The organism is Rufibacter sediminis (genome assembly GCF_014269285.1).
GTDB classification, from domain to species: Bacteria; Bacteroidota; Bacteroidia; order Cytophagales; family Hymenobacteraceae; genus Nibribacter; species Nibribacter sediminis.
Window position 1 is genome coordinate 85,169 of record NZ_JACOAF010000042.1, and the last position, 23,944, is coordinate 109,112.

Sequence of the window (23,944 nt, forward strand, 5' to 3'; positions counted from 1 at the left end):
AAAAGAAAAGCTCAGCAGATCGTGTTCCTGGAACCGGGTTTGCTGAGCTATTCCTATTAGTGATACAACTTTATCGATGAGAGGTTCAGCCCAACCCGGCTTCTTTGGCCAGAACCACCAGATCAGCGACGTTGGACGTGCCCAGCCGGTTCTGGATGTTGCGCCGGTGCGTGTTGACGGTGTGAATGCTAAGGAACAGTTTCTCCGCGATGGCTTTGGAGCTATACCCCCGGCATACCCAGGTCAGAATCTCCGTTTCGCGCTTGCTTAAGGTTTTCAGCAGGAGCTGGTTTTTGTGTTTCAGGTTTTCCTGCAGGGCGGCGATCAGTTGCTTTTCGGTGTTCATGCGCGGACTCATGTCCACGTCTACGCAGAGGATCTGCTTCACCTGGCCTTCTTTCCGGTGCAAGAACGCCTTCGCCCAGCCAATAAACCAGTTGTATTCTTTGCGGGCTTTGTGTTTGGCCCGGAAAACGCCCCCGAACTCGGCGCCGGTAAATTCCTGGTAATGCGAAATGCTGTCATCGGGGATGTGCAGGTCCTCGGGGTGTACAATCTGCCGCAGGTACTCCAAACCTCCCATGTTCCGGATCTCCTCCAGGGTGAAGCCCAGGGTTTCCTCGTTCGTTTTGTTGCACCAGATCACGCCTTCTTCTAAATCAGATACGTAAATGTTGGCCGGCACCTCATGGATGATTCTTTCCAGAAAGGCACACTTTTCCTCCAGCGCTTTCAGCTTCATTGAAAGCTCCGTTTCTTCTGCCGTTCTGTTGCGGGTCTCCTCCATGGTTTGGGTAAGTAACAGGTGAATGATGGTGCTATACTGCCTCTTGCACGCCTTTAGCCCATAAGGCCTCCTCAGGAACCTCCAGCACCTCTCCGGAGGCCATTTGGCCCAACTGTATTCCCCCAATTCGCACCCGGATGAGCCGCAGCGTGGGAAACCCAACGGCTGCCGTCATTTTCCGGACCTGCCGGTTTTTGCCCTCGGTGAGGGTGATGGACACCCAGCTGGTGGGGCCGTGCCGGTCATCGCGCACCCGTCTGGACCTTTCGGGGAACTGCGGGGCGGGTTCCAGCAGATGGGCGGCGCAAGGCAAGGTGAAGTACGGCTGCTTTTCATGCGAAATTTCAATGCCGCCCTGCCGCAGGCGGTCCAGCGCCTCGGGCGTGATCAGGCCGTCTAGCTGGGCGTAGTATTCTTTCTCCACTTTCCGGCCGCGCACGAACTCACTCACTTTGCCGTTGGTGGTGAGCAAAAGCAACCCCTCGCTGTCCTGGTCCAGCCGACCGATGGCCATGGTTCCGGCCGGGAAATCATACAGATGCCCCAGCAACTTCTTGTTTTTCGGATTCCCGATGAACTGGCTTAGGTAGCCGAACGGCTTGTGCAAAATGAAGTGGCGGTGGCGGTTTTCTGAAACGTCCAAAGGGTAAAAGTCTGTTTTGGGGCCAATTTCAGGAAAACTGGGCAAAAACGCATATAGAAAGAAAGCAAATGCCGGCGCAGGTCATATTACTTTTTTGTTAAGTGCCATTACGTTGAAGAAAGTCACTTCCTCCTTCTCTGCTGAGCAGGAAGTAAACTGCGTTTCCTTAAGGAAGGAAAAGCGAACTGGGTGAGATGAGTTACAACCTGGCCAACCCTTACCCGTTTTAAGCTTCGTTTCTGGAAAACAGGCCAAAAGCAGCCATTTGTCTTTCATCCAAGATGAGCAGTAGCGTTACGGGGTTCCCAACTGGAATTCTTCCACCACCGTGTAGATGGGATGTGGTGAGGCCAACTGCGACTGCCAGAGCGCAATGGAAGATACCGGGAACAGGATTTCCTCTGACGGCGTGATGAGCGGCAGATCCCGGGGAACGGGTCCCTCCTTTTTAAAACGGCACAAAGTCACGTGCGGAATGAACTTCTCCTGTTTGGGGGGAACGGACGAGAGCACGTTCGTCAACTCCTGACTGAGTCTTGAAAATGCCTCGTTTTGCTGAAAACGGGCCCAAATCAGCCGCGGGGAAGACGGCTTGGGACCGGGCTCCAACCGGTCCAGCGTGAGGGTAAAGGTTTGGTGCTTCTGGGAGACCTGCGCCAGCGTCTGCCGGATGTACGTGTCTTCTGTGGCCGGTACGTTCCCGAGAAAGTACAGCGTGAGGTGCAGGTTCTGCTCGGGCACGGCCCGAATGGCGGGGTTTTCGTAGGCCTGACGGGCCTGTCCTAGATACGTCTTTACCTCATCGGGTAACTGGGCGGCAACAAATAATCGGAGGCTGTCTTTCATGGTGCAAGGGAGAAGAATCAGGCTGCTTTATTTTCCCTCATACGGCATCTTCCCAAAAGGGAGCGACTGAAGCTTCTCTTTTCTCCCTCTAACACGGACTGTCATTTCTATCAGGTGAAGCTTTTCTCAGGAAGTACCCTTATAAACAAGCGGCGTTTTGCGGGTGTTTTTCAGAAAAGGCAGGTAAATCAAAGGTGAGTTAACCCGATGCTCCGCTACTTAGCAAGTGGCATTGTTCTATCCTTTTCTGAAATTTAAGAAAGTAAGGAGCGTGAATAATCCTACTTACTTTCATCAAATATCAATTGCTACTCGCTATTGTTCTGGGATAAAATGCAAGCAGAAACACGGCTAGTAGTTCAAAACAAAGCATCGTCTATGTAAATATCATCTTTCTGGTTTTCTGCTGCTTTTTAAGAAGAGAGATATAATTCTGTTTTAGGCCTGTTTTCCGGAAACAGCAAGTAAATGTAAACTTTCAATTTGGGCCTCTACCTGGGAGGTAAAAACAAGATTAAAGGCTAGGCAAGAATTGTTATTTTCCTTTAAAATCATATTTTATATAAAAATGATTAAATAACTGAAATCCAGGCTTCTAGCGCTTGTCGTAGGTTTTTGGAGTCAAGCTTACTGAGTAGTAAGTGATTATCCATCACCTAACATTTCAAGCTTATGAAAATTTTTACCGGATTTCAACCTAAGATATGGGTGACCGGGCTGGCAGTTGCTGGCCTCTTTACCGTGGGGGTGACCAGCAATTACCTGGAATCTTCCAGCCACCGCGAAGCCCCGATCATTGCCAATGACCCGCTCGCCGACAACACCGATGTATATGCGTTCCGGAGCCCGACCAATCCGGAGAACATGGTGATCATCGCCAACTTCATTCCGTTCCAGCTGCCGCACGGCGGACCCAACTATTACAATTTCGGGGAAGATATCGCCTATGATATCCACGTGAAGAACAACGCCAGAACCACCCGCGATGACATCATCTATCGGTTCGAATTCAAGAAAGTGAACGAAGACCCCACCACTTTCTTTAAGATCCGGCTGGGTAAGGAAAACGAGAAAGCCACCTACACCGTCAAGAAAAGCCTGGACGGCGGTACCACCTGGGACATGATCCTGGGCAACGGCAAAGTGGCACCCTACAACGTGGGCCCTCGGTCCATTGAAGGCGCGGTGGGCTTAAACAAAAGCTACGATGCCCTGATGCGCGCCTCCATCATGAGTACTTCGGATAATTCCAAAGTTTTCTGCGGGCCGATAGACGATCCGTTCTTTGTAGACCCAGGCGGAATCTTTGATTTAGGCAACCTGCGGCCGCAGATGGCCCCAGATGGCTTGGCCAAACTGAACGTGCACACCATCGCCATGGAAATCCCCTCTTACCGGTTGGCAGACTACAAACGCAGCGTTAATCGGGCCTTTAACATCCTGGATTCGCGGTTCGTGATTGGGGTGTGGGCCTCGGCCAGCCGCAAGCAGATGACCGTACGCAACACCAACGGAACCGTGACCAGTTCAGGTCCCTACGTGCAGGTTTCGCGTTTAGGCATGCCGTTGACCAATGAAGTGGTAATTCCTATCGGGAGAAAAGATGAGTGGAACGCGACTCCGTCTACAATGGAGAACGGCAAGTACGATGAATATTTCGTGAACCCCGAGCTGGCCTTGTACATGGATGACTCTAAGTTTGGAGGTGCCGTACCGGGCTTGGCGCCTTTGCGCATCCAAACCAATTCACTGGGTACCTATGATTTCCGGAACGGAGCCCAAGGGTTGTATGGCCTGAAAGGAAATCCGGCGGTGCGCGGCACAGCCCTGGATGACAAACTATACGGCAACTACCTGCTGCGCCCCAACGCGCCCCGGTCCGTGGATTTATTGCCCATCTTCATGACGGGCGTTCCCAACCTGGCCCCGTATCAGTTAGCCACCGGCAAAGGCGGCAATCCATTGGCCAAAGGCAAACCGTTCATCAACAACTTCCTGCCCACCTTTGGGGATATGCTGCGGGTGAACATGGCCGTCCCAGCTACTCCGCGGAACTCGCCGGACTTCAGCAGTTTAGGACTGGTGCAAGCGGCCGTTCTGGGCTTAACTGATCCTCGGTTCAACACCAACACCAACCTGGAGTTCATTCCCAACATGGACGGTTTCCCCAACGGCCGTCGGCTGGAGGATGACGTGACCCGCATTGAGCTGCAGGCCGTGAGCGGCGTGGTGCTGGCGGCCATAGGCCTGTGGTACGATGATTACATGCCGGGCCAAAGCCCCGTAACGCAGGATCTGGTGGACGTACTCAGCTTTACCACCGGGGTGGAGAAAAACGACAAAGCGTTCCAGACCCAGTTCCCGTACGTGGCAGAACCCTGGAACGGCTTCACCGACGGCCACATCGCCATTAACTGCGACCTGAACGGCAATCCTATGTCGCTTACGCCTAGTCTGCAGGGCAAAGGCATGAACCTGGCGGCGCCTGAAGTGATGCTGCAACAGGTAGAGAATTACCCAAATCCGGCCCGAGACGTGACCACGTTCCGATACAAAATAGGCCAGCCAGGCCAGGTTAGTCTTCAAATCTACAATGAAGCGGGCGTGTTAGTGGCCTCTCCCATGAAAAACGCCCAGAAAACGGTTGGCATCCATGAAACGGTGGTAGACGTGAAGAACCTGAAAAGCGGCCTTTACATTGCGCGCATCCAAACCGGAGATAACACTTACCAGACCATCAAATTTGTGGTGAACAAATAACGGAGCAAAGACCGGTGCCGCTGATGCCGGTCTTTTTTCTCTTTTCTCTACCCTTAACTTCCTCTTGATATGAAAAAAAACTACCTCTATACGCTTGTTCTGGTTTTCTCCCTGGTGACGGCAGTGGCCTTTCTTTATCAGTATAAAGGCAAACAGGAAGCCGTTCCGCCCCTGAAAGAACGTCACGGGCCCATTTCCACTTCCAGCGAGTGGCTGAACACCAAAGCCGCCATCCAGGGTTTGCAACGGAACCTGCGCGAAAAACCCAATGACCACCGCAGCAAACTGTTTCTGGCGCTGGCCTACATGCAGGAAGCCCGCATCACCGGCGATCACCCCTATTACTACCCGGCGGCCTTGAAACTGATAGACGAGGTGCTGGAAGATAACCCCGAAGAACCGGTTATGGAATACGAAGCCACCGTGGCCAAAGCCTCCATCCAGCTCTCATTGCACCAGTTTGACAAGGCCTTGGAAACCGGCAAAGCAGCGCTGGCAATCAACAACCGGGGCGCGGCCGTGTACGGCGTGCTCTGCGATGCCTACGTGGAGTTGGGCCAATATGAAGACGCCATTGCCATGGCCGACCAGATGACCGCCCTTCGCCCGGACCTGAAATCATATTCACGGGTGTCGTACTTACGCGAGATCCACGGAGATTTGCCCGGGGCCATAGAAGCCATGGAAGCCGCCGTACGGGCCGGTTTTCCGGGGCTGGAGCAAACCGCTTGGAGCCAGGTGACCCTGGGCCACTTATATGAAAAGACCGGCGACCTGACCAAAGCCGAATTCCAGTACCAGAAAGCCCTGTCACAATACAACCAGTACGCCTTCGCGCTGAGCGGCCTGGGCCGGATTGCCCTCAAAAAAGGCCAGCGCAAAGCAGCGCAGGAGCTGTTTGTGCAAGCCGCCAACACCTTGCCCGAGTTTACCTTCCAGGAAGAATTGGTGCGGATTTACGTAAAACAGGGCCAAAACGCCAAAGCCGCAGAAACCCTGGAGGAGCTGATAGCGGGGATGGAAGAAGACCAAGAAGCTGGCCACATCGTGGACCTGGAGCTGGCCAACATCCACCTGGAGCTGAAGAAAGATTACGCAACCGCCCTGGAGTATGCCCTGAAGGAGTACGAGCGCAGGCCCGATAACATTGACGTGAACAAGACGCTGGCCAATATCTACTACCACCAGCAGAATTACGCTAAGGCATCGGCCCACATCCAGAAAGCCACCAGAACCAACAGCCAGGACGCGGAGCTCCTTTGCCTGAACGGCCTCATCGCTTATAAAACGAACAAGTTAGCCGATGGGCAGCACCTGATCCGTAAATCGTTTACCATTAACCCTTACCAACTTACGCCGCTGTCTGTAGAGGGAAAAAGTCTGCTGAGTTCTTCTTTGTCCAAAATCTAAGATATTTGGGCATGAAAAAACTTAGGCTGTTCCTGTGGCTGTGCCTGCACCTGACCCTGAAAGCGAATGCGCACGAAATCTCCATCAAGGGCGTGGTGTACAACAAGACCACCCAAACTCCGCTGGAAGGCGCGGTGGTATCCATTGCGCAACTGGAAAAAACCTCCGTCACTGACCGCTTCGGGAAGTATGCGTTTCATGGGCTCAAGGCCGGGGAATACGAGTTGCGCGTTTCCTACCTGGGCTTTCTGCAGGAAGTGAAAACCGTATCGGTGAACCCCGGAATTCCCGCGGAACTCACCTCCCACCTGGAGACCAGCCACCTGGAGTTACAGGAGGTATCGGTGGTGGCGCCGCGCGAGAACCCGCTGCAGTTGATCAGCGCGGTGGATGCGCAGCTGCGTCCCATTCAGAACGCGCAGGAGATGCTCCGGATGGTGCCGGGCCTGATCATTGCCCAGCACGCGGGCGGCGGCAAAGCCGAACAGATTTTCCTGCGGGGCTTTGATATTGACCATGGCACGGACATCAGCTTAACCGCCGACGGTTTGCCGGTGAACATGGTCTCGCACGCGCACGGCCAGGGCTATTCTGATCTCCACTTCCTCATCCCCGAAACCATTGAAGCGGTAGATTTCGGGAAAGGGCCTTATAACGCCGAGAAAGGCAACTTTGCCACCGCCGGCTACGCCGATTTCAGGACCCGCAGCGTACTGGACCAAAGTATGCTCAAAGTAGAAGCTGGCCGGTTTGACACGTACCGCGCCGTGGGCATGGTGAACCTGCTGGGCCAGAACGCCCGCAGCCAGCAGCAGAACGCCTACCTGGCCTCGGAGTACCTGTTCAGCAACGGCTATTTTGAATCGCCGCAGGGTTTGAACCGGTTCAACGTGCTGGGCCGCTACCAGGGCATCTTCCGACAGAACACCATTTTGACCGCTTCTTTGTCGGCGTTCAGGAGCAGCTGGGATGCCTCGGGGCAGATCCCGGAACGGGCCGTGGCTGAGGGCCGCATCGGGCGGTTTGGGGCCATTGATAACACCGAAGGCGGTTACACCTCGCGCTACAACGCCAACCTGACACTGGATAAAACCCTGGGCAACGGGGCGCTCCTGAAAAACCAGGCCTATGCCGTGAAGTACGGCTTTGAGCTGTACTCCAACTTCACCTTCTTCCTGAACGACCCCGAAAACGGCGACCAGATCCGGCAAAAGGAAAACCGCATGATCTATGGCTACCGCAGCAGCTACGAGCAGGATTTCACCTTCCTAGGCTTTCCGCTGCGCCACAAGATGGGTCTCGGGTTTCGGTATGATGACATCCGGGACTCTGAGTTGTCGCGGACCAGAAATCGGTCTACCGCCCTGTCAGAGGTTCAGAAAGGTGATATTGACGAGCTGAACGCTTTTACTTACGTAAGCGAAACCTGGGAGCTGACGCCCCGGTTCACCGTGAATGCCGCCCTGCGCGCCGACCGGATCTTTTTCACCTATAGAAGCGCCCTGGAGCAGGAAGGCGTGGCCGCCGTGCAGAAGAACGCGCAGAACCGCTTCAGCCCGAAACTCAACCTGACCTACGCGGTATCGCCGGTGGTGCAGGTGTATCTTAACTCAGGCATGGGCTACCACTCCAACGACACCCGCGTGTCGGCGGGCGCCAGTGGCCGGGCCGCCTTGCCCGCCGCGCGGGGCACTGACCTGGGCCTTACGGTTAAACCCGCCAACCGCTGGTTCCTGAACACGGCGCTTTGGTTTCTGGACCTTGACCAGGAGTTGGTGTACGTGGGCGATGAAGGCGTGGTGGAGCCCTCGGGCAAATCGCGCCGCTACGGACTGGATGTCTCGGTACGCGGCCAGTTAACCGATTACCTGTTCTTGGATACGGACCTGAATTTAGCCAAACCGCGGGCCCGCGAAGAGGAAAATGGCCAGGATTACATTCCCCTGGCGCCTACCGTCACCAGCACGGGCGGCCTGAGTTACCAGAACAAAAAAGGCCTGAAGGGCAGCCTGCGGTACCGCTTTGTGGGCGACCGGGCGGCCAATGAAGACTACAGCGTGACCGCCAGCGGCTATTTGTTGCTGGATGCCGTGGCCAGTTATACCTACAAGAACCTGGAGTTTAAATTAAGCGGCGAAAACCTCTTGAACAGCAACTGGAAGGAAGCCCAATTTGATACAGAATCCAGGTTGGCCCATGAAGCCGAGCCCGTTTCGGAAATACACTTCACGCCTGGCACTCCCTTCTTCCTCAAGTTTGGCGTTTCGTATAGCTTCGGCTTGTAGGACAACGGCATTTCGGCGGCTACTTTGGGGCTGTTTTGGTGAAAACAGCCCCAAAATGCAAAGCCTAATGGATGTAATTGGCCAGGATCTTCCGCTTCTTGCCGGAGAACTAGCTGGCCGGGAGTAGCGGATGAACGGAAACCTGACTAGCTTTGGGCCCTCCACCGTAAGTACCAGACAATAGCAGGCCTTGAAGAACATCAGATTTCATAAAACGCAGTGCGGGGTTGAGTTACTCCTCAATGTTGGCACGGGGCATGAACTGCAACAGATCAATCCTGGGTTCAATATCCATGATTCTGGCGTGTACACCACCGACTCGTTTGAAATCTACTTTTTCAAAAAGGCGAGCGGCTCTGTGGTCCTCAACCAGCGCAAGATTCAGGTACGGGACAATACCATCCTGTTTATGAGCCCTTTTCAGAAAAGGCAATGGAAACTGGAGGAGAGAGATTTGGACTTCACCTTTCTCATCTTCCAGGAAGATTTTCTGAATGACTTTTTCGCCGACAAACTCTTCACCTATCGGCTGCTGTACTTTTACCAACTGGATTATCCGCTGGACTTACCGGTAACGGGGGCCGAGATGGCAAGCATCTGCGAGAAACTGACCGAGATCAAATCGGAACTCGTTTACCCCAAAGTAGACAGTGAGCACCTGGTTCGGTCGCTGTTGTACTATATCCTCCTGAAACTTAACCGGCAGTACGCCACCCAGCACCACCTGCCGCTGGAGAAACCCGAGAACAACTATGCCTATCAGTTCAAGAAACTGATAGAACAGCACGTGCGCGAAAAACAACGGATCAATGAATACGCCGCGCTCTTAGGCATTAGCCGGATTACGCTGAACAAAGCGGTGCAAGCCCAATTCAATGTTACGGCTACGCATCTATTGAAGCAGCGGTTGGTATTCGAGATCAAAAATTACCTGATCCATGCCGAATTCACGGTCCATGAAATCGCGCAAACCCTTCATTTCTCTGAGCCCAACCACTTGATGCGGTTCTTCAAGGCGCAGACCGGCCTCACCACCTCTCAGTTCCTGGCAGATTATCAAAATGGTACCATTGCCTGAAGCTTTGGTAGGGCTACTTCCTTCCGTTCTCCAGACCTTTGTCCTGCGTTCACCTTCTCATTGATCAGAAATTAGAGCGGGTGAGACGCCGTCAGAATTTAAAAAGAACAGAAATGAAAAAAGCACTTTTAGCGGTAGCGTTCACCGTATCAGCTACCTTTTCTTTTGCCCAAGGCAAAGCAAGCACTAAACCAAGCCTCCAATTAGTTAGGAATGCCACCTTGATCCTGGAGTATGGCGGTCATAAAATTCTGGTGGACCCAATGTTGTCCGCGAAAGGCGCGATTGAGTCCTGGGGCGGGGTGGAAAGAAACCCCACGGTGGACTTGAAAATGCCTGTTGCGGAAATCACCAAAGACCTGGATCTGGTCCTGGTCACCCATACCCACGCCGATCATTTTGATGAGGCCGCCAGTAAGCTTCTGCCTAAATCCATCGAGCTGATCAACCAACCCGCCGACAAGGATTTCTTCACGAAGGAAGGCTTCACCAACGCCACGGCACTGGAAGACAACAGAACCTGGCAGAACCTCAGCATTCATCGGGTAGAAGCCCAGCATGGCACCGGCGAAATATTGAAGATGATGGGCAAAACCTCGGGCTATGTGCTCAAAGCCAAAAACCAGCCGACCATCTATGTGGTGGGAGATGCGATCTGGACCGAGGAGATCAAAAAGAATATCAAGACCTTTCAACCCGACTATATCATTGTTAACTCCGGAGGGGCAGCCGTGAAAGGATATGAGCAATCCCCTATTCTCATGGAGGAAGTCCAAACTATGGCTCTGATCAAGGAAAGTGGCAAGGCGAAGGTGATTGCCGTTCATATGGATGCCCTGGACCATTGCCGCACCACCAGAGCTTCACTTCGGAAGAAAGCAGATGAGTTAAAGATCAGCCGTAAAAAGCTGCTGATCCCGCAAGATGGGGAAACGATAGCGTTGTAACAGGAAAATAGTAGTACCCCTTCCCTTTTACTGAGCAATGAGGTTGATGGAGGCCCCGCGAAGGCTGCTGCTGTCAACCTCTTCTCTTTTCCGGCTGATCAGGTTATTCCTGGGCTTGCTCAACTACTGGCGTACGCGTTCGTAAAAAGAGGATCCTTTTGGAAAAACACCCCCTAAACGGAAACGACCATGGAAGAGAACCATAACAAAGAGCAGGACCAGAACCCTACTCCGGGCAAGAAAAGCGAAGCAGATCCGCACGCCACCTATACGCCAGACGCCGAGGAACTGCGGAACAGCGCGTCTTCTTCTACCTATGACGCGGGTTCCTCGGGCAATACCGGGCACGAAGGCTTCCTTTCCCGCCAGGACGAGGACGACCTGAAAAGCCGCACCGACGAGCCGGAGAACCGCTAAGCCATAATCGGCACATGATACCAAAAGGAAAAGCCATAGAGAACTCTATGGCTTTTCCTTTTATCTAAGTGGGTGGATAGAAACAGATGGTAAAAGCAACAGCGGGCAACACGCAAGTTCAACCGCTCATCATTCTGCTGAAAAGAAAGAGAGGCTGTTTTAAGGGCGTTTTCTGTAAAACACCTTTAAAACAGCCTCTCTTCTATGAGAACCGTTCTGGTTCTTTCTTATGCTATTTGATGGCTACCGGCACTTCCAGGTTCTCCCACATTAGAGAAAAACCTTTTGGCGTTACGTTATACGCTAAACGCTCGCTCATTTTGGCAGACTTCTTAGGCTTCACGTTCACGGTGAGCACATTGTTGGCGGGGTCAAAGTTGGCACCTTCGCGGGTGGTTCCCCACTGGCCGGTTTGCGAGTTGAAGATGATTTGCCATTCGCCTTCGGATGGTACCATGAACAGGCTGTACTTGCCCGCCTTCAACGCTTTGCCTTGTACCATGATGTCTTTGTCTGTGGTAAAAGTGGTGGCTTCATTGGCCCCCGCTCTCCAGGCTTTGCCATACGGCACCAGCTCGCCCCAGATTTTCCGCCCTTTCACGGCCGGGCTGCTGTAGGCAATGGAAATGTTAGCCTGACCCACTTTGCCCGAAGCCGTTGCGGCCGGACTTGCTTTTGGTTTAGGAGCATCCTGGGCGAACACCGAGGCGGTCATGGTGAACAGGAACAGGACGGTGAGGAGGAAGATGTTTTTCTTTGGTGTGTTCATAAAAGTATTTGTTTTTTATAAATTTATAAAATTTTTCTTCTAAAGTAAAATAGCACTTACACACTTATATATAAATCTTCTTTTCTATAATGAAAGATAAAGGATTAGAAATTAGCAACAATCATATTTGGGCTATGCCCAAATTAAATAAGACACAATTTTTAAAAGGCATATTAAATATAGTTAAAGATTTAAAGACTTTTGATATTCTTAGTTTACCTTCTAATACGATAGACACATTACAATCCATAAAAATTGAGGATAGTGCAAGTAAAATTGGCTGAAAGCTTATTAGTAGAGCATTAATTGACTCAATAATAAATATTATAATTGAAAATAAATTAGCCAATTACAAAGAAGATATAGTTACAGAACATTTAGATAATGAATTAAATAAGTTATTAGAAACCAATACTTTAATAATTGACACAGATTTCTTCAACCAGCCTTCTAGTATAAGCTTTTTTGAAAATGCAAAAAGCGTCTTTCAGGAATTCTTCATGCTTTTTGGTCTGAATAAGGTAGACTCATTAAATCTTGTAGATAGGCTTCCAAGCTATTTTACATTTTCGCTGGTTTCTGAATGGAGAAATAATTATAAATATTATGTAATATTAAATGACAGTTTAAAGACACCCTTTGATAACGCAGCAAAAAAGGAAAGCGAATGGTATGTATATGCTAAGTATCTAGAAAAATTAGTAGATCTACCTATACTAACAGAAAGTTTTAGCCTAAGACAAATATATATTCCGACAAGAGCATATTATTCTATAAAAAACAATGACGACACATCTACATATGAACCTGACTCCACTTCTAATAATACATTAAATAATTATGTTGTCAATTTAGAAGACTCATTGATCGAATGGATAAATAATGGAGATAAAAACGATAGTTTAAGAATTATAAAAGGTGGACCAGGATATGGTAAATCATCTTTTATAAAAATTTTTGCTTCAAATCTAATTAAACTTGGTAAAAAAGTTTTACTTATTCCTCTTCATAGGTTTGAAATTAAAGAAGATTTAGAAATAGCTATTTTAAACTTTATCAAATATGACAAAATAATTAATTATAACCCCTTAAATGAAAATAGATTAATAATCCTGTTTGATGGTTTAGATGAATTATCAATGCAAGGATTACATTTAACCGAAGCAGCAAATCAATTTATAAGAGAAATCGAAAAGAAACTTTCCAACTACAATCACCGAAACATAAAAATACAAGTAATAATAAGTGGAAGAGATGTAATTGTTGAACAGAATAAAAATGAATTAAGAAAAGATTGCCAAATATTAACCATTTTACCTTTCTATTTAAATCGCATTGACAAACTCAATTTTATTGATAAAAACAATTTATTAGAAGTAGACCAAAGAAAGGTATGGTGGCAAAAATATAGTATTGTAAAAGGTCTCATTTATACAGATATACCTTATGAATTAAAAAAAGGAGAACTTGAAGACTTGACATCTCAACCACTCCTTAATTATCTAATAGCCCTCAGCTTTCAAAGAGGCAAGCTTGACTTTTCTAAATCAACAAACCTAAATGAAATTTATTACGATTTATTAGAGGCGGTTTATTACAGAAATTATGCTGAAGGTGAGATTCATCATACCATTAAAAAAATAGATATTGTTCATTTTGTTAGAATGCTAGAGGAAATTGCAATCTCATCTTGGCATGGAAACGGAAGAACAACATCTGTATCAGATATTGAAAAACATCTCTTAAACAGCGGACTAGAAAAAATTTTTGAAGCCTTTATTAAGAATTCAGAAAAAGGTATGGTTTCATTACTAGCAGCTTTTTACTTTAGGCAAGCAACCACAAGTAATTTAGGAACCCCGACTTTCGAATTTACACACAAAAGTTTTGGTGAATATTTGACAGCTAGAAGAATTATGAATACTATTTTACAGATTCAAAGAAAACTAGATGAAAATGATCAAAACTTTGATGAAGGATGGAATATCAAACAATGTTCTTTAGCATGGATAAAACTATTTGTAATTAAAGAAATTGATTTAGATATACTTAGGTTTGTTGACAATGAATTAAAACTTTTATACAACAAAAACATTTTAACATTTAATAGTTGCCAAGTTACAATTGAAAGACTAATTGAATATACTTTAAAAGATGGTCTACCTTTTGAGAATATTTCTCCTAGACCTTCCTACTTTCAAGAAAACATCCAATCAATTCATTCAGAAAAAGCATTATTAGCCTTATTAGGTACCATTACAAATATTTCAGGAGTTATAACTAAAATAAAAATGGAGTTCTACAACTTCATTCGGCGATTGGATATCACGTTTAATGGGTCAAAGAACTTCCCCAAGAGAGTTTATATTAAATTTTATTCATCACTTAAATTTAGATTCGGCCATTTTACACATTAAAGATTTATATAAGGCTGATTTACGAAAATGCAGGCTATCAGGTGCCTCATTATATTATGCTGATTTACAAAAATCAAATTTAGAAGGTGCTATTCTACAGAATGCCGAATTGAATTTTGCAAATTTATATAAGGCAGGTTTTATAAAATGTGATTTAAAGAATGCTGATTTTGAAGGTGCAAATTTGAGTGAAGCTGTACTTAGAAGCTCTAACTTAGAGGGAGCAAATTTTTTGAATGCAAAACTTGATAATGCAGATTTAAGAGGTGCGAAACTGAAGAATGCAAATTTCTCATCTGCTTCTCTAACCAGGGCTGATTTAGAAGGTGCAGACCTCACTGGAGTAAATTTAGAAGGGGCAGACCTAAGATGGGCTGATTTAAAGCAAACAAAGTTAAATGGATCTAAATTGAAAGGTGCAAACTTAAATAAAGCTGATTTGCGAGGTATCGATCTAGATGGAATAAATTTGAAAGGTGTAAATTTAAAAAACGCAATATTAAGTTAGTAATAACAACTTATAAAGCCATGGAAGCTTCGCTTCCATGGCTTTATTCTCTCTTTCCTCCTCCTTCTAATCTCTATTATAAAACCAAGTCCACTCTTTCAACTGGTTCTCGGTCTGCTTGGTCACCTGTCCCGGCACTAAGCGCCAGCCCCAGTTGCCTTGACCTTTGCCGGGGGTGTTCATGCGGCCTTGCTCGTCAATGTCCAGCACATCTTGCACGGGCAGAATGGCCGTTTTGGCCACCGAGGCGTAGGCCAGGCGCGCCATCACCCACCAGATGTCGTGCTCGCTCAGTTCACGGCCCACGTAGTGCTCCATCTGCTGGTGGTGCGGTTTGCCTTCCTGGTGGTACCAGCCCAAGGAAGTTCTTCGGGTAGTTCTTCGTCGAAAATAAGATAGTTTCAAATATAGTAATGATTAACATCCAGCAGATCAATGAAGCGTATGAGCGTCTGCTCAAGGGAGATGTTAAGTATCGTTTCGTTATTGATATGGCTTCTTTGTAAAAAGAACTCACTACTTTACAAATACTGGCCTCACCCATGACTTTAATGCCATGATTGAGGCTTAATACTTTATTTTTGAATTTCAGTGAATAGACCACATGTAAAATATGCTATATGCCATCAACCTTAAGAGGTGAAATTATTGTAGGCAACTTGGGAGTGGAACGAGAACAGTGTTATTCAGCACCGCTGATTAGATGTATCTCTGTAATCCTCTTAAATGTCGTTTAAGGCTTACTAGGTGACTTGTTCTTATCACCCCTTCATTAGTATGAATTTCAGAATGAAAAAAAAATATAGCATAAGTTTTACAGCTACCGCTGTTCTCCTTGCCTTAGGCGGAACCGGCTGTTATGTGAATAACCAACTTGGGAAAGTGAAATCTAGTGACGAGCGACAAAAGGCGTATTCCACTCATGCCTACTATTCCCCCGTAAAGGATGAATTCGTAAGTCCCAAAGAGATCGTGTATTATGAAGACCAGGTAACCGGAGGTAAATCCGGATTCTGGAGGTTCTTCAAGAAGTCCCCCAATTCCCCTAAGTTTGAGCTCCCGAAACAGGTACTTACCAAAAAGGATTTCACAGAAGTACCCTCTTCGTTTGCTGCCTATTGGTTGGGGCATTCTACCGCCATCATAGAACTGGACGGGTACCGTATCTTAATTGACCCGGTTTTTGAAAACGCTGGGCCCTTGCCCATGATAGCCAAACGGATGAGCGTGTCTCCCATACAGCGGGAAGAACTGCCAGCGGTTGATATTGTCATCATCACCCATGACCACTATGATCACCTGGAAACAGAGACCATGGAGTTTCTAGCCGATAAGAATATACAGTTCATCGTGCCACTGGCCGTGGGAGCCAGGTTACAGGGTTGGGGTGTTCCAAAGGAGAAGATTGCTGAACTGGCCTGGCATCAATCCGTCACTCATGGGTCACTGAAGATAACCGCTACTCCAACGGTGCACTACTCCGGGAGAAGCTATAACGACAGGAACAAGACGTTGTGGGCTTCCTATGTGATCAAAGGGAAGGAGAAGAAGTTGTATTGGAGTGGCGATACGGGCTACGGCGATCATTTCAAGGAGATAGGCAGTAAGTACGGTCCCTTTGATCTGGCTTTTATGGAGATTGATGCCTGGAACAACGGGTGGCCGAACACCCATCTTTTTCCGGAGCAAGTAGTTAAAGCTACCCAGGAGGTAAATGCCTCACTTCTATTCCCCATCCATTTCTCTACCTTTGACCTGGCGTTACATGCCTGGGATGAGTCCATCAACATGGTGGCTGAATTAGCGGCACAGAACAACATAGAGCTTGTGACACCCATCATGGGACAGAAAGTGGTGCCGGGGATTACCCCAACCACAAAATGGTGGATGCGCAAATAGAAACATGGGAACCTGAAAGGATATTCTTGTTGCGGCTCTTAAGCAGATATGTCTTATCGCTTATCAGAATCAATCCTCTATTTATAGATCAGCTTAAATACAATAGCCTAAGATATCCAAGCTCCACTATATGAATTGAGCTGTTTTATATCTTTTTTCATTAAGCACTAAAAAGCCATAGAGTTTCTCTATGGCTTTTTAGTTAACTGCTTTACTAAAGCTTAAACTCTGTTATACTATTCGGTCCATTCCCGTAACCGCTCTTCGGTTTACTTAGTAGTCTGGCCCGGCATCAAACGCCAGCCCCAGTTGCCATCGCCTTTGCCGGGAGTGTTCATCCGGCCAAGTTCTACTATGTTCAGCACATCTTGCAGCGGAAGAAGGACGGGTTTCGCTACCGAAGCATAGACGATCCTTTACTTTATCTGTCACATTCAACATTCTGTTAAAGTCAATTTTACACTCTTGAATCAATTTCCTACTTCACACTCTTAGCTATTGTATAGATTAGGATAACGGCTTATTATTCAATTCAGCAATAACTCAAACAACCTGTCTTCCTTTAAGCTCCACCCATAAAAACAGCTACAAGAACCACAGATTAGGCTACAGTCGGCAAACCGGATTACATGAATTTTGCTTCTGTAAAACCAACGGCAAAAATCATGAAAATTGTAGTAACTGGCTCTATCGGCCACATCGGTAAACCTTTGACCACTAGCTTGGTGCAACAGGGGCATGGCGTAACGGTGATCAGCAGCACTTCTGATCGGCAACCGGAAATAGAAAACCTGGGGGCCACCGCCGCCATTGGCTCGCTGGAAGACGAGGCATTTCTCACCACTACCTTCGCCCGCGCCGATGCCGTGTACACCATGGTGCCGCCCAACAATTACTTTGATCCTTCCCTGGATTTACTGGCCTATTACCGCCGTCTGGGCACAAATTATGCAAACGCTCTCCAGCAGGCAGAGGTAAAGCGGGTGGTCAACCTCAGCAGCATTGGCGCGCATTTAGCCGAAGGGAACGGCATTTTGGTGGGCGCGCATGACGTAGAGCAGCTGTTAAACCAGTTACCCCCGGCAGTGTCGCTTACGCACCTCCGCCCCACTTCCTTCTACTACAACCTGTATGCTTACGTAGATCTGATCAAGCAGCAAGGCATCATCGCCACCAATTACGGTGACCGGAACGTGATTCCCTGGGTTTCTCCCCTAGACATTGCCGACGCCGCGGCGGAAGAGTTAGTGAGCAACGCTACCGGCAGAAAAATACGCTATGTCTGCAGCGATGAACTGACCGGTGAACAGACCGCCCGTATCCTGGGAGCCGCCATTGGCAAACCAAACCTGCCATGGGTAGTAGTGCCAGATGAACAAGTCCTCCAGGGATTGACCTCCGTAGGAATGAACCCGAAGATAGCGGCAGGTCTGGTGGAACTGTATGCGGGTTTGCAAAGCGGGCACCTCTCTGAAGATTACTTCCGCAACCGTCCTGCCATCCTGGGCAAGGTGAAGCTTAGCCATTTTGCCCAGGAGTTTGCTGGAGCTTTTCATCAAAATTCTTAGTATTGCAGTATGCCAGCCCAAGCCCCGCTCAGATTCAGAACCATCTCAGACTACCACAAACACATGGGGTTACCGGCCCCGGAACACCCTTTGGTGAGCGTGATCAATCTGGAGGCGGTTCCGCATTTGGGCACACATGAGTCCCGGAATTATGTCTTGGATTTCTATTCCATTGCCATGAAACGGAATGCCAATGTGCGGTTCAAGTACGGCCAGCAGGAATATGATTTCAACGAAGGCATCCTGTTCTTCATCTCGCCCGGACAAGTGTACCGGATAGAGGCGAACACCAGCGAGGAGGAAGTAAAACGATCTGGCTGGATGCTCCTCCTCCACCCAGATTTCCTCTGGAAAACAGGACTAGCCAACACCATCAAGCAGTACGAGTACTTTGACTACTCCGTTAATGAAGCCCTGTTTCTTTCAGAGAAGGAAGAAACGACCGTGTCTGGTTTGATGCAGAACATTCAGCAGGAGTATCACGCCAACTTTGACAAGTACAGCCAATCCGTCATCATTGCCCAGATTGAATTGCTCCTCACGTACGCCGAACGCTTTTACCACCGGCAGTTTCTGACCCGTAAAATCACGAACCACCAGATTCTGGACCGGCTGGAAAAAACGCTTTCGGACTACTTTAACAGCGATGCCCTGGAAAAGCAAGGCTTGCCTACCGTGCACTCCATCGCCGAAGCCCTGAACGTCTCTCCTACGTACCTGAGCAGTTTGCTTAAGGTGTTGACCGGCCAGAGTACGCAACAGCACATCCATGACAAGCTGATTGAAAAAGCGAAGGAGCGTTTGTCCACCACCTCCTTAACGGTGAGCGAAATCGCCTTTGAGTTAGGGTTTGAGCATTCCCAGTCATTCAGCAAGCTCTTCAAAACCAAGACGAACGTATCTCCGCTGGAATTCAGGCAGTCGTTTAACTGAAGGACTTTTGAAGAAGAAGTGTTAGCGCTGTTTCTAAAGGAAAATAGGAATCACCAGTATCCTCTTCATATTTTCATCAGCCAGCGGGAAGGCGCCCGCGTTTGGCATGTTAGTGAGAACACCAACATGGGTTAGTGAGAACACCAACATGGGCAGCTGAAGGTGTGCTTCACTTGCTCTATTCGTATAGACACCATTCAGCGGGAAAGCAGATATAGGTGTTTGTTTTACTTCTTTTCAGAACAAGAACAGATTCAGCTCCATAAAAAAAGCCATAGCATGTTGCTATGGCTTTTTTTATTTATGAGAAATCAAATTTCTTAGTCTCTGTTATACAACTTCGTCCACTCTCTCAGCTGCTCCTCGGTTTGCTTGGTGATCTGGTCAGGCATCAAGCGCCACCCCCAGTTGCCTTCGCCTTTGCCGGGCGTGTTCATGCGGCCGAGTTCGTCAATTCCCAGCACATCTTGCAGCGGCAGGATGGCGGTTTTCGCGACGGAGGCGTAGGCCAACCGGGCGAACACCCACCAGATGTCATCTTCGCTCAGGCTGCGGCCCACATAGTGCTCAATCTGCTGGTGGAACTCCTTGCCTTCGTTGCGGTACCAACCCAAGGTAGTGTTGTTGTCATGAGTACCAGTATAAGCGATGAAGTTACGGGCGTAGTTGTGCGGCATGTACGCGTTCTGCGGCATCTCGTCGCCCCAGGCGAATTGCAGGATCTTCATGCCCGGCAGGTTGAAGTCGTCGCGCAGTTTCAGCACCAAGTCGTTGATCTCGCCCAGGTCCTCGGCGATGAACGGCAGACTGCCCATCTCCTTCTCCACGAAGGAGAAGAAATCGGCACCCGGACCTAGTTTCCACTCGCCCTTTTTGGCCGTGGTTTCGCCGGCGGGTACTTCCCAGTAATCGGCGAAGGCTCTGAAGTGGTCCAGCCGCACCAGGTCATAGAGCTCCATGTTCTTGCGCAGTCGCCCAATCCACCAACTGTAGTCCTGCTCTTTGAGCACGTCCCACTTGAAGACCGGCATTCCCCACAACTGACCGTCTTCCGAGAAGTCATCGGGTGGTACCCCCGCTACACCGGTCATATTGCCCTCCGCGTCCACGGCAAAGATGTCTCGGTTGCCCCACACATCCACGCTGTCATAGCTGATGTAGAACGGCATGTCGCCAAACATCTGGATGCCGCGGTTGTTGCAGTACGTGCGCAGGCGCTTCCACTGTTTGTTGAAGATGAACTGCACCCATTTGATTTTATCAATCGCCTCGGCGTTTTCCTCTACCAGTTTCTCCAGCGCAGCAGCATCGCGTTGCTTATACTCATCGGACCACTGGAACCAGGCGCTGCCGCCGTTCTGCTCTTTGAGTAACACGTACAGCGCAAAGTCATGAAGCCAGCTCGCTTCGGAGCCTACGTAGTCAATGAACTGCTGTTGCAGCGTCGGGAAATCGCCGGACCTGAAGGTTTGCCAGGCGCGTTCCAGCAAGGCATCTTTCACCCGCTGCACCTCCTGGTAATCTACGTTGCCCGTCTGCGGCAAATGGTACTCCGGCAACTCCTCTTCCCGCAGCAAGCCTTCTTTGGCCAGCAGCACCGGGCTAATCAGCAGCGGGTTACCGGCCCGGCTGGAGATGGAACTGTAGGGCGAATAGCCCTGACCGGCCTCAATTGGGTTGAGCGGCAGCAACTGCCAGTATTTCTGATTGCTGGCGTGCAGAAAATCGGCGAATTTACGGGCCTCCGGACCCAGGTCCCCAATCCCAAACGCTGAAGGCAGCGAGGTGATGTGCAGCAGAATGCCCGCGCCGCGCTCGTTCTGGGCCCGAAGCTTGAGCAATGCCAGCGGGAAAATCCCGAACAGATCCGCCACGCTGAGTTCATGCGCATAGTTGCCCGTGCTCCGGATGAGGGTGTCCTGCCAGTCTTTGGGAGCATCTTCCGGGATGATCACCTTGGTGTCCTTCCAGTCGATGTCCTGTACCGTGTCCACGCCTTGGGCTTTGGCAAGCGCCGCCAAGTGCAGCGGAACGGCCACTACGTACCAGGTGTGCAGGTGCTTGCGCACGAACGCAAGCACGTGGTTTTTGTATTCGCCCTCTACCGCCAGCGGCAGGTACTCGCCCTTGGCGAACAGATCGGCGTTGTTTTTGCGCTCGGTGAAGAGCGTGCGGGTGAGCCACAGTTTAATGCGGGCATCATGGCGGTTTTCCCAGAGGTTCTCCCACAGGGCGTCCTGCTTGTTAAGGTCATAGTCATTGAGTTCCTCCAGCCATGTTTGCCGCTGCTCGTAATCCACGGGACGGCGGTTGTCTGGGTCTACCAGACTGAAATCCCACAGCTCGGTGCCCTGGTACACATCCGGAATGCCCGGCGCGGTGAACTTCAGGAGCACTTGGCTCAGCGAGTTCACAATCCCGAAGTCGGTTGTTTTGGCCCTGAATTCCTCAAAACGACCCCAAAACGGACGGCTCTTATCCAGCAACTTCACGGCGAAGTTCTTGGTAGCGGCTTCGTATTCCTCGTTAGGGGTGGTCCAGTTGGAGTTGACCTTGGCTTCGCGGAGTGCTTTCTGTAGATATTCCTGCACGCGGTTCTCAAAGTCGTCTTCGTCCTGTCCCGGCATGGGGAATGCGCCGAGCAAGGTCTGGTAGATGAGGTATTCATCATTGACACTGGGGGCATTGTTCTGCTTCAGGTCTTTATTTAGTTCACGCCATTCCTGTACGGCGGCGGCCCATTCCTCGGGCATTTCGGTGAGTACGTTCAGGCGGGCCCGCACATCTTCGCCGCGTTTGGTGTCATGCGTGGAGGTGCCGTTGATGGCCAGCGGCCACTTCTGCTGGCGGTCCTTCATGGCGGCATGGAATTCCTCGGCGGTCATCCCGAAGGCTTCCGGCGCATCGCCCACCTCGTTGTGCCCGATGAAGCGGTTGTAAGTGTACATGATGGTGTCCTCCACCCCTTTAGCCATGAGCGGACCACTGAACTGCATCAGACGTTGGTAGAACTTCTGCGAACGCTCCAAATAGGTATCGTCCTCGCCTTCCGGGGCGTTGGCTAAAATGGCTCTCTCCAGCAGTTCCACCGCGCCTTCCATTTCGGGCCTCTTTTCCCGAATCCGGTTGAAAATCAGCTGTACGGCCTCGGCTTCCTCGCCGTCCAGCGGCATCTGGTTGCCATAGTAGCGGTACACCGGGCACTGGATCAGGAACTCACCGATGGCGGCTTTCAGGGTTTGCGGTTCTACGCTGCTCAACACCTCCTCGTCTACCAGGCGCTGCTGCAGGAACAGATGGTACAGGTTCTCCAGCTCTCCACCCATGTGCTCATTGAGGATGTAGGCTTTCTTCTCGTGGATCTGCTCCTGCACCTTGGCGCCTTCGCCCACCAGTTGGTGGTACAGTTGGTTAAAGCCTTCCTCGCCGGGTTTGTAGGTAAACAGGTTGTTGACCAATGACAGGAAATCATAGCCGCTGCTGCCCTGGATGGGCCAGTTCTGCGGCAAGTCCTCACCGGGCTCCAGAATCTTCTCCACCACAATGTAGGTTTCCTCGCCGGCCAGCTCGCGCAGTTGCTGCAGGTACCCGGTGGGGTCATACAGGCCGTCTACGTGGTCAATGCGCAGGCCCTGGAATACGCCTTCGTCCTGCAGTTGCTTGATGTATTGGTGGTAGGTTTCGAAGACTTCGGGGTCCTGGATGTTGAGACAGATCAAGCCGTTCACGGTGAAAAACCGGCGGAAGTTGATCTGCGAATCGGTTTCCTGCCAGTGGCAGAGTTGGTACACCTGCTCCTGGGTGAGTTGCAAAAGACGCTCTTTGTCCTGGTTGAACGCGGCCAGACTCGTCTCCACCGACGCTTGCACCACATCGTTCTTCATCAAGGCCGTCAGCTGCTGCCGGAACTCATCCCATTTCAAGGAAAAGCCTTTGTGGTCTTCGTCATTGTGGGCCTCTTCCAGCGTAGCCAATAGCTGGTTTATAGCCTGATTTCCCTCACCCTCCCCTTTCAGCAGCGTTTCATAGGAACGGAGGTTCAACGGATAGGCGCTGTCATAGTACTTGAGCACCAGGCGTTGCTGGTTTTCGTCAAAGGCCACCTGCAGTTCGCCGTTTTGCACCACTTCTTCCAATTTCGCCCCTAAAAACGGCACCATCACGCGGCCATTGTACAGCGAGCTGGTCCAGCCGATGTCAAAGAAGTTGTAGTATTGACTTAACGATCCCTTCTCCAGCACATCCATGAGCCAGGGATTGTTGGGATGATAGGCCATGTGGTTGGGCACGATGTCCTGCAACCAGCTGATGCCGTTCTCCTTCAGGTGCCCGCTCACGGTTTTCAGCTGCTCCTCCGTGCCAATCTCGGGGTTCACGCGGTGCGGATTCACGCCGTCATAGCCGTGGGTACTGCCGGGCGTGGCTTCAAAAATGGGCGAAGCGTAGATGGTGCTTACCCCCAGTTTCTGGAGATAGGGAATGATGCGCTCGAAGTCTGAAAAGGTGAACTCCTGGTGGAACTGCAAGCGGTACGTCGCGACAGGGTTATGCATAGGTTCTGTTTTGAATGAATGAGGATGAGGGAAGATCCACAGGATTTATCCCGTTGGTAGGTAGCTGGTCGTGTTTGGTGAGTGTACGGTGTTTTAGGCCGGTTTTACGGAAAACAGGCTAAAA

The 23,944-nt window shown here is 49.8% G+C and carries 19 protein-coding genes and 1 pseudogene; 13 read left to right on the forward strand and 7 right to left on the reverse strand.

Annotated elements, in window-relative coordinates; translation table 11 throughout:
* Positions 1-85: 85 nt before the first annotated feature.
* From H7U12_RS18145 to thpR, 3 genes are all read right to left on the reverse strand, one after another.
* A complete protein-coding gene (locus H7U12_RS18145; RefSeq protein ID WP_186640700.1) occupies positions 86-787 on the reverse strand; it encodes a LuxR C-terminal-related transcriptional regulator in 702 nt (233 codons plus the stop codon).
* 31 nt (positions 788-818) lie between these two features.
* A complete protein-coding gene (locus tag H7U12_RS18150; RefSeq protein ID WP_186640702.1) occupies positions 819-1,430 on the reverse strand; it encodes a pseudouridine synthase in 612 nt (203 codons plus the stop codon).
* Positions 1,431-1,724: 294 nt separating this feature from the next.
* Positions 1,725-2,276 (reverse strand): RNA 2',3'-cyclic phosphodiesterase, encoded by a 552-nt coding sequence (gene thpR / locus H7U12_RS18155; protein ID WP_186640704.1) that lies wholly within the window; start codon positions 2,274-2,276, stop codon positions 1,725-1,727.
* A gap of 672 nt (positions 2,277-2,948) precedes the next feature.
* On the opposite strand from thpR, the gene H7U12_RS18160 reads away from it, so the two are divergent.
* From H7U12_RS18160 to H7U12_RS18185, 6 genes are all read left to right on the forward strand, one after another.
* Positions 2,949-5,036: a DUF4331 family protein gene (locus tag H7U12_RS18160; protein WP_186640706.1), complete on the forward strand. Its 2,088-nt coding sequence runs from the start codon at positions 2,949-2,951 to the stop codon at positions 5,034-5,036.
* 69 nt (positions 5,037-5,105) lie between these two features.
* Positions 5,106-6,446, forward strand: coding sequence for a tetratricopeptide repeat protein (locus H7U12_RS18165; RefSeq protein WP_186640708.1), 1,341 nt, complete (start codon positions 5,106-5,108; stop codon positions 6,444-6,446).
* Between the two features lie 11 nt (positions 6,447-6,457).
* Positions 6,458-8,731: a TonB-dependent receptor gene (locus H7U12_RS18170; protein ID WP_186640711.1), complete on the forward strand. Its 2,274-nt coding sequence runs from the start codon at positions 6,458-6,460 to the stop codon at positions 8,729-8,731.
* Between the two features lie 190 nt (positions 8,732-8,921).
* Entirely contained in the window at positions 8,922-9,809 is an 888-nt protein-coding gene (locus H7U12_RS18175; RefSeq protein ID WP_186640713.1) for a helix-turn-helix domain-containing protein, read from the forward strand.
* A 113-nt stretch (positions 9,810-9,922) separates the two neighbouring features.
* Positions 9,923-10,756 carry an MBL fold metallo-hydrolase gene (locus H7U12_RS18180; RefSeq protein WP_186640715.1) on the forward strand — a complete coding sequence of 278 codons (834 nt, stop codon included), beginning with the start codon at positions 9,923-9,925 and terminating at the stop codon, positions 10,754-10,756.
* Between the two features lie 189 nt (positions 10,757-10,945).
* On the forward strand, positions 10,946-11,173 hold the full coding sequence (locus tag H7U12_RS18185; RefSeq protein ID WP_186640717.1) for a hypothetical protein: 228 nt from the start codon (positions 10,946-10,948) through the stop codon (positions 11,171-11,173).
* Positions 11,174-11,405: 232 nt separating this feature from the next.
* Here the strand turns inward: H7U12_RS18185 and H7U12_RS18190 are convergent, their stop codons facing one another.
* The gene (locus H7U12_RS18190; protein WP_186640719.1) at positions 11,406-11,942 is read right to left on the reverse strand and encodes a DUF2911 domain-containing protein; all 537 of its coding nucleotides are present in this window, start codon (positions 11,940-11,942) and stop codon (positions 11,406-11,408) included.
* A gap of 89 nt (positions 11,943-12,031) precedes the next feature.
* On the opposite strand from H7U12_RS18190, the gene H7U12_RS18195 reads away from it, so the two are divergent.
* The 3 genes from H7U12_RS18195 to H7U12_RS18205 are packed head-to-tail and all read left to right on the forward strand — an operon-like array spanning position 12,032 to position 14,867.
* Positions 12,032-12,226 (forward strand): hypothetical protein, encoded by a 195-nt coding sequence (locus H7U12_RS18195; protein ID WP_186640722.1) that lies wholly within the window; start codon positions 12,032-12,034, stop codon positions 12,224-12,226.
* 6 nt (positions 12,227-12,232) lie between these two features.
* Positions 12,233-14,359, forward strand: a complete 2,127-nt coding sequence (locus H7U12_RS18200) for an NACHT domain-containing protein (RefSeq protein WP_377163359.1) — start codon at positions 12,233-12,235, stop codon at positions 14,357-14,359.
* Entirely contained in the window at positions 14,277-14,867 is a 591-nt protein-coding gene (locus tag H7U12_RS18205; protein WP_186640726.1) for a pentapeptide repeat-containing protein, read from the forward strand. The genes H7U12_RS18200 and H7U12_RS18205 overlap by 83 nt, the downstream gene beginning before the upstream one ends.
* Before the next feature lie 66 nt (positions 14,868-14,933).
* Here the strand turns inward: H7U12_RS18205 and H7U12_RS18210 are convergent, their stop codons facing one another.
* Positions 14,934-15,227 carry a 4-alpha-glucanotransferase gene (locus H7U12_RS18210; protein WP_206683951.1) on the reverse strand — a complete coding sequence of 98 codons (294 nt, stop codon included), beginning with the start codon at positions 15,225-15,227 and terminating at the stop codon, positions 14,934-14,936.
* A 17-nt stretch (positions 15,228-15,244) separates the two neighbouring features.
* On the opposite strand from H7U12_RS18210, the pseudogene H7U12_RS22700 reads away from it, so the two are divergent.
* Both H7U12_RS22700 and H7U12_RS18215 read left to right on the forward strand, forming a co-directional pair.
* Positions 15,245-15,373 (forward strand): annotated as a pseudogene (locus tag H7U12_RS22700) (NAD(P)-dependent alcohol dehydrogenase); the annotation flags it as partial.
* A gap of 355 nt (positions 15,374-15,728) precedes the next feature.
* Complete coding sequence (locus H7U12_RS18215; protein WP_255896899.1) at positions 15,729-16,766, forward strand: MBL fold metallo-hydrolase; 1,038 nt, start codon at positions 15,729-15,731, stop codon at positions 16,764-16,766.
* 269 nt (positions 16,767-17,035) lie between these two features.
* Here the strand turns inward: H7U12_RS18215 and H7U12_RS23010 are convergent, their stop codons facing one another.
* Positions 17,036-17,179, reverse strand: coding sequence for a 4-alpha-glucanotransferase (locus H7U12_RS23010; RefSeq protein WP_186640902.1), 144 nt, complete (start codon positions 17,177-17,179; stop codon positions 17,036-17,038).
* A gap of 252 nt (positions 17,180-17,431) precedes the next feature.
* Between H7U12_RS23010 and H7U12_RS18225 the strand changes: the two genes are divergently transcribed.
* Together H7U12_RS18225 and H7U12_RS18230 are read left to right on the forward strand one after the other, a co-directional pair.
* On the forward strand, positions 17,432-18,334 hold the full coding sequence (locus tag H7U12_RS18225; RefSeq protein ID WP_186640732.1) for an NmrA family NAD(P)-binding protein: 903 nt from the start codon (positions 17,432-17,434) through the stop codon (positions 18,332-18,334).
* Positions 18,335-18,343: 9 nt separating this feature from the next.
* On the forward strand, positions 18,344-19,267 hold the full coding sequence (locus H7U12_RS18230; protein WP_186640734.1) for a helix-turn-helix domain-containing protein: 924 nt from the start codon (positions 18,344-18,346) through the stop codon (positions 19,265-19,267).
* A 320-nt stretch (positions 19,268-19,587) separates the two neighbouring features.
* Here H7U12_RS18230 and treY read toward each other — a convergent pair whose 3' ends face one another.
* Complete coding sequence (gene treY, locus H7U12_RS18235) at positions 19,588-23,820, reverse strand: malto-oligosyltrehalose synthase (protein WP_186640736.1); 4,233 nt, start codon at positions 23,818-23,820, stop codon at positions 19,588-19,590.
* Positions 23,821-23,944: the final 124 nt, after the last annotated feature.